At 42.3% G+C, this 12,770-nt stretch carries 7 protein-coding genes; 1 reads left to right on the top strand and 6 read right to left on the bottom strand.

Annotation, left to right across the window (positions count from 1 at the left end; all coding sequences use genetic code 11):
* Positions 1-219: 219 nt before the first annotated feature.
* Positions 220-1,023, bottom strand: a complete 804-nt coding sequence (locus CXF95_RS05815; RefSeq protein ID WP_101197799.1) for a glycosyltransferase family 2 protein — start codon at positions 1,021-1,023, stop codon at positions 220-222.
* Positions 1,024-2,190: 1,167 nt separating this feature from the next.
* Between CXF95_RS05815 and CXF95_RS05805 the strand changes: the two genes are divergently transcribed.
* Positions 2,191-3,597 carry a Na+/H+ antiporter NhaC family protein gene (locus CXF95_RS05805; RefSeq protein WP_101197798.1) on the top strand — a complete coding sequence of 469 codons (1,407 nt, stop codon included), beginning with the start codon at positions 2,191-2,193 and terminating at the stop codon, positions 3,595-3,597.
* 113 nt (positions 3,598-3,710) lie between these two features.
* On the opposite strand, the gene CXF95_RS05800 is transcribed toward CXF95_RS05805, so the two are convergent.
* The 5 genes from CXF95_RS05800 to CXF95_RS05780 all read right to left on the bottom strand — a co-directional run bounded on the left by CXF95_RS05800 (position 3,711) and on the right by CXF95_RS05780 (position 12,743).
* The gene (locus CXF95_RS05800; RefSeq protein ID WP_101197797.1) at positions 3,711-4,382 is read right to left on the bottom strand and encodes a hypothetical protein; all 672 of its coding nucleotides are present in this window, start codon (positions 4,380-4,382) and stop codon (positions 3,711-3,713) included.
* A 60-nt stretch (positions 4,383-4,442) separates the two neighbouring features.
* Complete coding sequence (asd, locus tag CXF95_RS05795; RefSeq protein WP_101197796.1) at positions 4,443-5,321, bottom strand: archaetidylserine decarboxylase; 879 nt, start codon at positions 5,319-5,321, stop codon at positions 4,443-4,445.
* A gap of 2 nt (positions 5,322-5,323) precedes the next feature.
* Complete coding sequence (locus CXF95_RS05790) at positions 5,324-8,032, bottom strand: glycosyltransferase (protein WP_101197795.1); 2,709 nt, start codon at positions 8,030-8,032, stop codon at positions 5,324-5,326.
* Positions 8,013-9,806 (bottom strand): aminotransferase class III-fold pyridoxal phosphate-dependent enzyme, encoded by a 1,794-nt coding sequence (locus CXF95_RS05785; RefSeq protein WP_101197794.1) that lies wholly within the window; start codon positions 9,804-9,806, stop codon positions 8,013-8,015. The genes CXF95_RS05790 and CXF95_RS05785 overlap by 20 nt, the downstream gene beginning before the upstream one ends.
* A 141-nt stretch (positions 9,807-9,947) precedes the next feature.
* A complete protein-coding gene (locus CXF95_RS05780; protein ID WP_101197793.1) occupies positions 9,948-12,743 on the bottom strand; it encodes a M14 metallopeptidase family protein in 2,796 nt (931 codons plus the stop codon).
* Positions 12,744-12,770: the final 27 nt, after the last annotated feature.

Here is a 12,770-nt window from a genome sequence, read left to right as displayed (position 1 = left end):
CAGCTTGATAAGCAAAAAAAGCATCAAATTGGAAGATGCTTCTTGATTATTGTTATGGCTGGCTTAAGGGGTATTTTAGGCATACTGTCGTTCATATTAGGTGTAGACACTAAAACGAATTATTTAAGCTTGTTTCTTAAATCGACGTGATGCCAAACCCCAAAAAAATCTAAGGATGACACCCAACTTAAAATAATAGTGTGAGATTAGGAATAAAAACTAAGTACTCTCTGCCTTCTTAGATTTATTATCGAGCTTTTCCATGCGTGTTAGAGTCCACAATCCGGCATACTTGTTGTAACTATTTTGTGCATAATTCATGGCAATCAAAAATCCAACTGAGCCATCAAGAACACCACCCCGAATAAAATAAACTAAATTAAAGGTCCAAAAACCTCGAAGTAAAGCACTGAATAAACTGTGGCAACGTTTACCCTTGGCAAAATACTTTTGGCTGCCTAACCAAGCATATTTCGTGTTTTTATCGTTAGCATGACCATAATTACGGTGTGTAAAGTGGAGTAAGCGGCCTTTTAAAGTGACCGTTTCACCAGCCCCATGAACTATCTTTTCATGCACAGCGTCATCTGTGAACGAAGCACCTTCACGCCAAACCATGCGAAGTGGCGAGCGCGCACTACGACCGTGATCCAAGCGTTTATTGTAAATAGTCACGGCCCAAGGCATTTTGATGGCGACTTTGTTGCCTCTGGGTTCATACAAAAGTTTTCGTACGCTTTCTTGCAGCTCTGGGTCAAGTGCTTCATCGGCGTCGATAGCTAACACCCAGTCATACTGAGCCTGTGCGAGCGCCCTTTGTTTTTGCACACCGTATCCAGGCCAGTCAGTCTGCCATATTTTATCTGTATATTGACGAACAATATCCAAAGTGGCATCAGTACTGCCACAATCAAACACAATAATTTCATCGGCAAGATCTTTAACAGATTCTAAACAACGTTCAATTCGGTCAGCTTCATTTAAAGTAATAATAGTGACAGATAAACGGTATAACTTATTCATCGGTGTGTCCTAAAAAAATTTAACTGTTTAGGTGCCCATATTAACATACTTATTCAGACCCACTTTGAATTTAAGCATCAAGTTCACTCCAATTTTCATCGACGCAATGGAGTGATATTTGCTCAACATATAAACTCAATCTAAGTCTGGCTGTTGCAATCCTGTGTGATTAGGTCCCTTTTAGATAACGATGATAGCGGGCATCAAAATTATATTCGGGAAGTGCAAAGCCACTTCGCATCTCAGGATTTTATGGCTCTTGATTGTGTCGACGGTTATACCCTGCAAGTAAAAGTCTCGGTGTGTTTGGCAAAACTCTCTCATGTACACAACCCTTTTTTAAGCCTGATAGAGTGTGGTCCCACGCACAAAAGTGGGCGGTACATTGAATGAGTAACTAACACTTTTTCAATAATGTCAGATTCGTTAACTTCATCTAATAGACATTATTTTATTCGTCTCGGTTTTCTAGATGGATATCATGCGAAATCACCAGATTGCGCCAGAGGCTTTATTGGAATTATTATATAATGCGGGCCTTTATCCATGGCACCTCAATCAAGGTGAACTAATTAAGTATAGTAAAAGCGATTTATTATCCATAAAGGGAGTGGTGGATGTCATATGGACACGTTAAGTAAATTAATCCCAATAAGACATGAACTTAGGATAAATAAGTTCATTCGCTCTACCGAAAATAGTCGACTCTTTTGTTTGAATAATTCACAAGGTCGGATTTCCCGTTCCCAAATGTTCCTGGCTTAAATGCTGGGGAAAACATCCATTGAGTCGATAAAAATGGTCGTAAAAAAGAAAAAAAGGTCAAGTTGCTTGCTTCACAACACGGTATACCAAACATCAGCGACTGCGAGGCATGGGCACGGCAAGAGTCTTACTCAAACGGGCTTAAGACAAACAACACAAGTCAATATAACGATTCAAAACCCCACCCTCCGATTAGGGTGGCGAGTCACATCTGCGAACTCAGCATACCAGTGAGTATCAAACCAAATCAGAACGTCATTTAGAAAATTAATTAATTTACCGCCTCATAAGCACTCAATTCGGTAACTCTAAGATTGGAGATTTGCCGTAATGAACAGGTATGTTATGTTGGATGCTCTGGTATTACTGTTACCTTCACGTCAGTTTTAAATGGAATAGATTATGGAAGTTACAGACTATATTGGCCCTCTGTCCTTAGTGCCTGCTGCTGTTGCGGTTATATTGGCATTTACCACTCGTAATACCGTGTTCTCGTTAGCAGTAGCCTGCCTTGTCGGCGTTCTTGTCGCAGGCGAGGGTCTGCTGGGATTTCCCAAATTGTTGGTAGGAGCACTAGGTACCGAGAGCTTTTCGTGGATTTTATTGTTGGAGTTTTTCATCGGCATACTTCTGGCATTTTTTCAGCGCACCGGTGCAATAGCCAATTTCTCCCTATTTATTGAACGCAGGAAGATGAATCGCAAGCGTGTCCAGTTAATCTCGTGGTTTATGGGGATGTTTGTGTATTTCAGTGATTATTTCAGCCCGCTGTTTGTGGGGTCTACCATGCGCGGTCTAGCGGATCGCTACAAAATCTCTCGAGAAAAGCTGGCCTATATTTGCGACTCTACTTCTGCCCCAATAAGTATTCTGGTGCCTTTTACGGGTTGGGCGGTGTTCGTTGCTGGGCTCACAATAGGCATGGGGCCGGTTGCTGATGCAGGTGATGGAATGCTGTTTTTCATGGCCGCCATTCCTTTCAATATTTACCCAATACTCACAGTGATTATGGTGGGTCTAATAGCTTCAGGCACAATACCGGATTTCGGTCCGATGAAAACCGCTGAACGTCGTGCTATGGAAGAGGGCAAGCCGGTGCGCGATGGCGGGCAGCCCCTTATGGCTGATGAGCTGACAGGCATAAAGCCGATAGAGGGGATCCGCACAAGCCTGTTTTGGAATTTTGTGTTCCCGGTGTTTCTGGTCATTGGCTTCGCCTTGATTTCGGTAATATTGACCTCCAGTGCTAAACCTCTGGAGGCTTTTATGTTGGCGGTCTTTGCTTTGGCAATCATTATGCGTATCCAAGGTGTTCCTCTGGAAGAGATCACCTCGACGGCGATGTCGGGCATTAAGGGCATCATGCCAGCAGTGGTGATCCTAGCTTTTGCCTATGCCCTTAACGATCTTTCTGCTGCACTGAATACTGCGGATTACATTGTTTCGGTGACTGAGACATGGCTAACACCCTCAGTTTTACCGGTACTGGTGTTTATTATTTCTGGCATTGTTGCCTTTTCCACCGGCAGCTCATGGGGTACTTACGCCATTATGATCCCTATATCCGTGCCACTGGCCTTCAGTTTTTCCGGAGGTGAGATGTCGACATTGGTCTATGCAACGCTGGGGGCCACCGCTGGCGGTGGCGTATTTGGGGATCACTGCTCCCCCTTGTCGGACACCTCAATTTTGGCATCCACTGGTGCCGCATCGGATCATATAGATCATGTAAAAACTCAACTCCCCTACTCGCTCTTGGTGGGTGTGATAAGTGTGCTGGCTTATCTGTGGCTGGGCATGAGTCTCTGAATAACTTAATGTTTACACACTTCCCTCCCGGAAATCCTTCTGGGGGGCATGCCAGAGCCAAAGGAGGAGCCGCCAACCGGGCTGATATTTCTGTGATGTTCCTGCCATCAATTTCACAATTTTTTAAAAAACTCAGCTTTGTTCTCAAAAGACACGTCTTCGTACCAATCATCCATATTGTCGTACATCTCGCCTTTCAGAATGTAGTACATAGACTTATGGTAAATTTTAATGTCGTGGAAGGGGTCTGTGGCAATTTTGCTAAACCAGACGAATCCAGATTGCACCCCCATTAGTACAAACAAATGTACGGTTCTGAAGACTATCGCGCCTAACCCCACCACTAACCATATCATCGCCATGTTATTCACAAATTCGCTGATATCGCTGATGTCGCTGATGTCGCTGATGTTAGTGTTAGCAGTAAATATGCCAAAAAATGTGGGTTCAAAAAATAGCACAATAGGCACTAATGCCCATATGGATAACAGCACCACTTTACGTTTTAGGTTGTAGCCCACTTTGACACTTTCTTTATAACTGTGAGTGGTCTGGCTCACTTCGTCATAGCTCTTTGGTTCAAAAAAGAAGTGTCCTGTTTGACGTAGCACCATGGCCAACAACCAGCCGACTAAAGCGGCAGCCGCGGGATAATAAAACACCAAAATATAGCTCGCAATAAAACAACTGGCGCTGAGTAAGTGTAAAAATTGGTTAATTCTATTGTGGTGATAATAGCGGTGGTCATCCCAACGTTGTTTTTGTAGTTCTTCAAAAAAGGTCATGTCGTTACCTATTAGTGGTTAGTCAGTTAAAATCATCGGTTAACTTGCACCGTATTAATATTATGGAAAACTGGTTAGATGCCCGGTCAGAAGTGGTTGCCCCATTTTTATCCCTTTACCCTTTTCAATGCCTTCGCAAAATTGATAATTACTGGTGGCAAATAAAATAATGGTAGAGCCATGCTGGAAATAGCCCATTTCATCACCTTTATCAAACTGAACATCACAAGGAATATCGTTCGGACCTTGGTATTTTAAATCTAAGGTTTGTGGCAAAAAGTTAAACTTCATACTCGCCACTAAAATAGCGGCCACTGGCACTAATGTAATACTGCTGCCTGGGTGATTGTTTTGTAATTCAACTACCGCTCGTTCGTTTTTACAAAATAGTTTTTCTATCCGTTTGAGCGCAACGGAATTGACGTTCCAAGTGTCCCCAGAAATATAGGTCACTTTACTCACCGAACATGCAATGGGTGCATGAAACCGATGATACATACTGGATTTCAAACGCAGAGTGACGTATTTACCATTACGATATTTATGGTTTAAATGAATATTTGGAATTAACTCGCTAATATCATATGGAAAACCTTTAGCTTGAAAAATTTGAGTGCCTTGAATATCGCCATATTCGCCAACAATGGCATCACATGGGCTCACCACTCGCTCTGGGTGTTTGGCTATTGGTCTTAATCCGTTTTTCAACTCACGGGTAAAACAGTCACCTAAACTCGTAAAATGTTGTTGTTTTGCATCTTGAAGCCTTAAGTCTTCGGCAAATAAAGACCATAGCCATATTGAAAACTTGGTTAATAGTGGACTTTGTATTTGGCTATACCAGCCCATAAAAAAGGTTAGCCATCGTCTTGGAATACGGTTAGTTAACAAAAAATTAAGCTGCTCACGTTTAGATAAGCTTTGCACACTGGTGGTCACGCTTAGGCCACCGTTCTTTGATTGTTGTACATAATAGGTATCTCCAAACCCATATCTTGCAAAAATTGCTGCATGATAGGTTCAGCCTGATATTCAGAGGCCCTTTGCAAGGCATTTTGCTGCATATTGTGTTGTATATTTGGATTTAAAAAGTATTCAATTATCTTTGAGCTCATACCGGCAATATCATCCACCAAATAGCCATTTTTATTATGCTGGATAATGTCTTTAGGTCCTTTGCAGTTATAAGCAACGGTAGGCATACCATGTACAAAGGCCTCTAAAATCACATTCCCAAACGTATCGAAACGTGACGGGAACACAAATAAATCTAAACCTAAATACAGGGCCGCTAGTTGCTTTTTGTTTTGCCAACCTAAAAATATGGCGTCTGGTAATATTTGCTTAAGTTGCTCTTGAGCAGGGCCTGAGCCCGCCACCACAATTCTAAGCTTAGGAATACGCTTTTTAGCCCGTTCAAGAATTTCAGGTAAGTCCAGAATTCCTTTCTCTTTGCTTATCCTACAGGCAATAAACAACACCGGAGTATCATCATTTGCACCAGGAATAATGCTGGCTTTGCTGATTTTGTGCAGACCTACATCTCTTGGCTGGGTGTGGTGAGCAGTCAAAAACACTTTTTCTTCTTCAAGTTGCATTTCGTGCCCTGTTAGCCAGTCTTTGTGTTCACTGTTGAGCACAAAGACACCATCGTATCGATTGTACAAGGCGCGCATTAAGCGTCTCACTCTGTCTCTTTCGTGTTGATTGAGGTCGGTGGTATGTTTAATAAAATCCACCCAATCGGTGTGCATAAAGAAGTAACTAGGCACGTTGAACATTTGTTGAATAAAGAGTGATACCGCTGCCATTGGCCCTTCTGTTGAACAAATAATTCTATCGTAACCGCCTGCATAAAAAATATTAGCGATTTCCATCAAGTCGGGTATGCGAATTTTTTGTTCGCCATAACGATGCACTTCAAATTCAGTGATCGGCCGTACCACATGTAAATGTGAGGCGGGCTTTGCATCTGCGTGACAGATCAAAAAATCCACTGGCAAGTCAGCTCGTTGAATTTCTTGGAGTTTGCCAGACAAGGAGGTAGAGACGCCGTTTTTGTCGAGCAAGGTATCAGTCAGGTAAAGGGCGCGGGTTGAGTGCTGATTTTTCCCTAAGTGCTGCGCGAATTGATTCAGCAGTTGACGATTTTGATACAACACTCGGGTTGATGCCAAGGTGGTGCCAGCCAAAATCAAACTAATTAGGATGGGAAAAGACAATTGATCTAATATGGTTTCAATTCGAATATTGCTCATATTATCTTGACGCTTTCCATCACCAAAAAATAACGCCGTTAGTTGACTAGGAATTTCAAACTTACGGGTGATCTCTTCAGTAGAAAAGCTGTCCAAGCGGATACCATTACTGTCTTTAATCGCACTTTCTACCCTTTGTGCAATCAGTCGATTGAGGTGAGTAAACAAGTCTCTTATGGCAAGGTTAGTGGTGTCGGTGAACGCTTCTAGTCCCTCTTTTCTGCTGTCAGCGATTTTTTCTAGCTGCTTAATACAAAATCTATAGTCTTTTGACACTTGCCATTTGAGCAATTTATTAGGTTTTTTACCTTGTAGGGATTCATGGACAAAAGAAAAAAACTTCATGGTTTTTTTATGCTTTTGCATTTCTAACAACAGGTTACTCACAACAAAACAGCCCATTTTGTCCCATGTTGAACCGCGGTGCAGCATGATTCTAAACAAGCCAGGATCTTTGATTTTGGTCGCCACTTGTGAAAAATAATCTAGTAACGCAATATTGAGCTTTTGATTCTCACCCACTTGACCAAAAGGTGCGACATCACCCTTTTTGAGGGCTTCTAATGCCAGTTCAGAAGAAGGTGTGGTTTTAAGACGCTCAGCCAAATTGTCGATGTATAAGTACGAACCACACTGCCCTGCAAAAATGCCAGTGTGATCATCAGAGCCTCCGGTTAACACTTTGGGTGTATATGGATCGACAGCAAAGTCGCCAGGGTTGAGGTTATGTTTTCTGGCGTAACTGAGAATTTTTTCGGGACTGAGATTTTGCACCCAGTTTAGTGTCAGCACACTCTGCCACAGATCTCTTTGCCCGTTTAACACTTCAAAACGTGTAAACATCAACGCCAGTTTTTCAAACAGACTTAAGTCAATTTTTCCGTTACGAGTATAAAAGTATAAAGGGTGCGGCATAATGACAGGCAGGTCTTCAGCCGCAGCATAACGCAAAAATTCATATACGTTTGGACGTTTGGTATTCAGTATCACTTCCTGCTCGGGGCTAAATCCATAGGTTAAAACGTGAATAAACAAATCGTACTCTGGGAAAAAACAGGTGAATTCTGCAGCAACCAGTACATCTATTCCTTTCGCCTTGAGATCCCAACAAGAACGCGCATTATTATGATTAGTAATGGTGATGACTTGGCTACCGTTGTCCTGGAGCAACTTGAGCAATTTTTTAGTTTTTAACCATGTTTCTGGCAACCTGAGGATACGCCCCCATAGTTCGTCGGGCACGTCACTATTGTGGTCATGGCAATGAAAATCAATTTTCAGGCAATTTTCTGGGGCAAACCTCTGGCTCTGCTGTTGTAAAAACACATCAAATTCAACGTTTAAAGACGGCCTAAAATTTTGCTCTTGTCGCTTATCTGTTTTGATTAACATATTCTACCTGGTTTGTGTTGTTATTAGACGGCGCTACAAATTCGGCTGCTGTTAAAGATTCATTAGTTGGATTGACTGGGGGTTTAAGTTTACTCAGCGGCGCAGGTAATAAGGGACGTAAAAGAGGACAGATCTTGGCTAACATATCCCCCAAGAATTGGCGTTTGATCGTTTTATTAGTCAAGCCAACACATGACCACCACCACCCATCTTGAGACATCTGTTGAGCCGCTTTTACAAAACAATCAATTACCTGTGCGAATTCTTCATCGGTGTAACTAAGACTCATGATAAACCGGCCTGTGCCTGTCCAACTGAGCTCTAAACCGGCGTGACGCAAATAAAATTGCAACATCCAGTTGTAACGACTTGGCTGAGTATAAATCACCGACAAAATAGAATGCATATTGGTAATTTTAAGGGGCAGTTTTTCGACTAATAATCGCTGATTAAAGCCGGCCACTCGTTGATTCCAAAGAGATTCAGAAGCTTGATATAAGGTTTGTATTTCAGGTTGTTGAATACGCCTGAGGAATTCATTCATGGCCCCCAACACATAAGGATGAGAATTAAAGGTGCCCCGCGCAAATGATACGTCTACTGGCTTGTCATCTTTAAAACGTTTCATTAACGAATGCGTACCTGCCAACACCCCTACCGGATAACCACCGCCTAAGGTTTTGCCGTAGGTCACCATGTCCGCCTGAACGTCAAAGAAACCTTGCGCCCCTCGGTAACTTAATCGAAACCCAGTGAACACTTCATCAAATATCAGTACGATATTTTTCTTGGTGCAGATTTTTCTGATCCTCGATAACCAATGGCTATAGGCAGCTTTATCAAAATGGGTATCACGGTCGCTAGCAATCAGTGACACATCAGATGCTGAATCGGCATTGGGGTGGAAGGCTTGTAATGGGTTGATCAAAATACAAGCTATATCTTTGCGGGTTTTAAGCACATGCAAAGTGTGTTCACTTAAATCAGCCAAGGTATACACATCGTGGGTTTTTCGATTATTACCAATGCCCGGCTGCACGCCATCCCACCAGCCGTGATAAGCACCACATAGTCTAACAAGGTGTGTTTTGCCTGTGTGATATCGAGCTAGCCGCACCGCTTGCATCACGGCTTCAGTACCCGACATATGAAAGGAGACTTCGTCTAAACCCGATATTTGTTTGATCAGTGCTACATTTTCACCAATAACAGGATGATATGCCCCAAGCACTGGCCCCAATAATTTGGTTTTCTGAGCACCGACTTCCATACACTCTTTATAAAAATCATAACCAAACACGTTTACACCATATGAGCCTGACAAGTCATAACGCCAGTTTCCATCCAAATCTTTTATTTGGCTGCCTTTGGTTTCATCTGCGATAGAGCCAAATTTAAATATTTTGCTTAAGCGATTTCGAAATGGAAAAGGGATACGGTAGTGGCTGGTAAAACGTACATCTGAAATACTCTTTTCTATCGACTCATAATAAGCCAAGGTTTTTGCAGATTGTTTGGCTAACTTATCCTGTAGCCTTTGCAAACCTGCTCGCCTGAGTTGAGCAATATTATTAGGTGCACCATCAGTACTAAAATACTCAGAGTCAGTATAAGTAAAAAATGGGATTTTTCTGGCTATACGCCGCGACCATTTACTGTGGCCTCGAAGCGAAGGGTGTTTAGCTCGAGAGAGTTGCAGGCGTATCAAAGCCTTTGATACTAGGTAACATCCCAACAGAATTAAAACAAAATAAACGATGTAATTGAATTGCATATGTTTAGCTTAAGCCAACAGGTTTAGCTTAAGCTAACATCGCAATTTGAATAAATTATTTCACTTTTGATACCGTTTGATGACAACTGCTTGAGTGGTCATTTAACCGTCTAATTTTGTCTCAATTATATTTCCTGCTGTCTATCGTAAAGGTTTAGCATGAGCCGCAGCCCTAAAGATACTGTTAGTTAACAATACATTTAATCCATCTAAATACGCACGTGTTGTAGGCTCTTGAGTAAAACTCACAAGCATGCCTTTTCCAAGGGGTTGATGAATAAGAAAAGGTTTATACGCTAGCTGTTCCTTGTTTTCTTGCCACAGGTATCCACTTGCTAAGACAGTTTCGGGGCCACTAAACCATGCAACGTTTTTACCTGACTTAAGGGTGATGGGTGCATAAATATCACTCCCTAATACCAAGGCCACAACATTTTTATTCACCCCAGCTGTCAACCAATGTTCTTGATCCACTTCAACATTGGCTAATATGCCTGCTACATTATCAGGACTTTGTTGTTTGACTTCGCTGGCATCAAGTAAATCTTGTTTCTTAGTGAACAACTGACCTTTTACTCTTGACTTGTTTTTCTCTGCTGATCCTTTATCTACTGACTTTTTGTCTTCTAATTTTTTGTTTTCTGATTTTTTGTTTTCTGATTTTTTATAAGCAAATTCTCGCTTCACATCCAATAATGCCACATCACTGGAGGCAACAAATTGTGTGGCTTTTCCAAAGGTCACCAACACCCCGCCATTTTGGACCCAGCTTTTTAAGTTTTTAACCGCAGATTTATCAAAGCTTTTTTGATAATCGCCAGAAGGTAAAATCAACACCTGATAATTGGCCAAATTAGACTGAGTTAACATGTTAATCCGAATGGCCGTCACCGGATAGTTTAGCTGCCTTTCAATCACAAAACGCGTATTGCCTGCGCTTTGTGGGTAAACTGGCTCGTCCCATGCCATAGCCACTTTGGGCGGGCTCATTGTAACTGTGTTGCTACTGCCAAAACTTGGGCCATCTATAACCCAACTGCTATCGACACCAATAACTGACGCGCCGCTTTGATTAGCAAGTGTTAACACTAAATCAGCGTAATCAGCTTTATTTACGCGCCTTTCAATAATCAGACTGCCTGCTGCAAAGGCCTGTTTGTCTTCTAATACAAAGGCCTTATCGGCACTTTTAACAACCAAACCTTGTTGCAATGCCCCAGTCAAGAACCTCACTGCAGCCATATCGCCCCAAGCAACAAGGAAGGCAACTGAGGCTTGAGGATTTAACACACTGCCAGGCAGTTTGTGGGTTTCGTCAATACTAATACTCTTAACCTTAATTACCTTGTTGCAAGCATCCGTTTCAATGTTAAACATCAAGGGTAATGACCAAGCCGTTACATCGTATATTTCATCGTCCAATAAACGTGCTCTGCGACGTTCTTGTTCTGTAATAAATTCGTCAGGCATATCCACTTGCTTAGTAAAGGTGGTTTTAACAAATTTGCCTCTCGGTTGCGCGGTATCTATCCAGTAGGTGCCCGCAGAATAATCTTTGCCGCAGGCTTTAAATGACTCCGTTGACTGGTTTACCTCTACACCATGACGTGCCATTAAAGTCGCAAGTTTATGGGCCCCAGCCCTATCTCGCTGGATTGGCAAAAGATACACTCGCTCTTTTTTGTCTGCTTTACCGCTGGCGATAGCATCGACTTGATACTGATAAAAATCTTTCAATAATTTTTCATGATTGTCAGCCACACCTTCAGCTGTGGAAATGGAGGCAACAAAGTGTTTATGTACCGTATCTTTATAGGTCAACAATTCACCGTTGTTTTTCTGGAATGCCTGCCCTCGCGCCGAGCCCACTTCGTAGGTCGAAGCAGATGCGCCATAAAATGTCGGCCAACTATCACCATATCCTGGGTAAAAAGCGTCGTAGACTTCTCGGGTAAAATAATCAAAACCAAAACGGTCAAAATGTTTGCCGTGATTTCGGCCGATCAAACCAATATTGTCTATTTGGTTTTGAGTCATATAAGGATTAAACGGCTGCGCAGACGGGGCGAAAAAATAACTGTTGTCTCCTCCCATCTCATGTAAATCAATCACCACTAACGGCCGGTAATGGTTAAGTATCTTTACTTTTTCAGCCGTCTCAGGTTGGGTAATCGCCAACCAGTCTCGGTTCATATCAAATAAATAATGGTTGGTGCGTCCTTTTGGCCAAGGTTCATTTTGCTCAGCACTGATTCGGTCGCTACTGTGCTGCAGGCCAACGGTGGCATAATATCGCTGGGTAAACCGCGTTCTGCCATCTGGATTTTGTAAGGGGTCAATGAACACTATCGTGTTACTTAAGATTTTTTTGTTGGTCGCTTCATCAGGAGCTGCAAGTAAATGATAAGCGGTCATCATAGCGGCATCGGTGCTGCTTATTTCATTACCGTGCACACCGTATTCTAACCAAACAGAACTGGGTAAAACTGATTGAAGTGCTTTAGCTTGTTGTTCATTTGTGATTCTGGGATCTGACAATTTTTGCATGTTTTTAGCAAAACCGTCGAGGTCTTTGATGAGTTCTGGGGCACCAATTGCGGCGTAAATCAGCTTTCTTCCTTCCCATGTTCTCCCGTATTCAAACAACTTGATACGCTCGGGAGCAGCCGACTCTAAGGCTTCAAAAAAACGTAACATATCGGCATAGCTGGTTATGCGCTCGCCCACTTTATAACCGAGTACCTGAGTATGAGTCGGAATGTTGGTGTTGTATTCGGTATTAGGCCAAAGATCATATTCTTCAGTCGCGACTTCAGTTGCCCCAAGGCTGCTTGCAAACACCAAGCAAACACTGCTGGCAAGCCACAATCTGACAATCACAGATAACCTGTTTTTCATCGGTGTTACAAAAGCAGATAAAGTATAAAAACGGTTCAAAATAAACTCCTAAAAAACAACGGCTGA

The organism is Paraglaciecola sp. MB-3u-78, assembly GCF_002835935.1.
Taxonomy (GTDB): domain Bacteria; phylum Pseudomonadota; class Gammaproteobacteria; order Enterobacterales; family Alteromonadaceae; genus Paraglaciecola.
The sequence above is the reverse complement of the archived record's forward strand: the minus strand, read 5'-3'. Positions and strand labels throughout refer to the sequence as shown.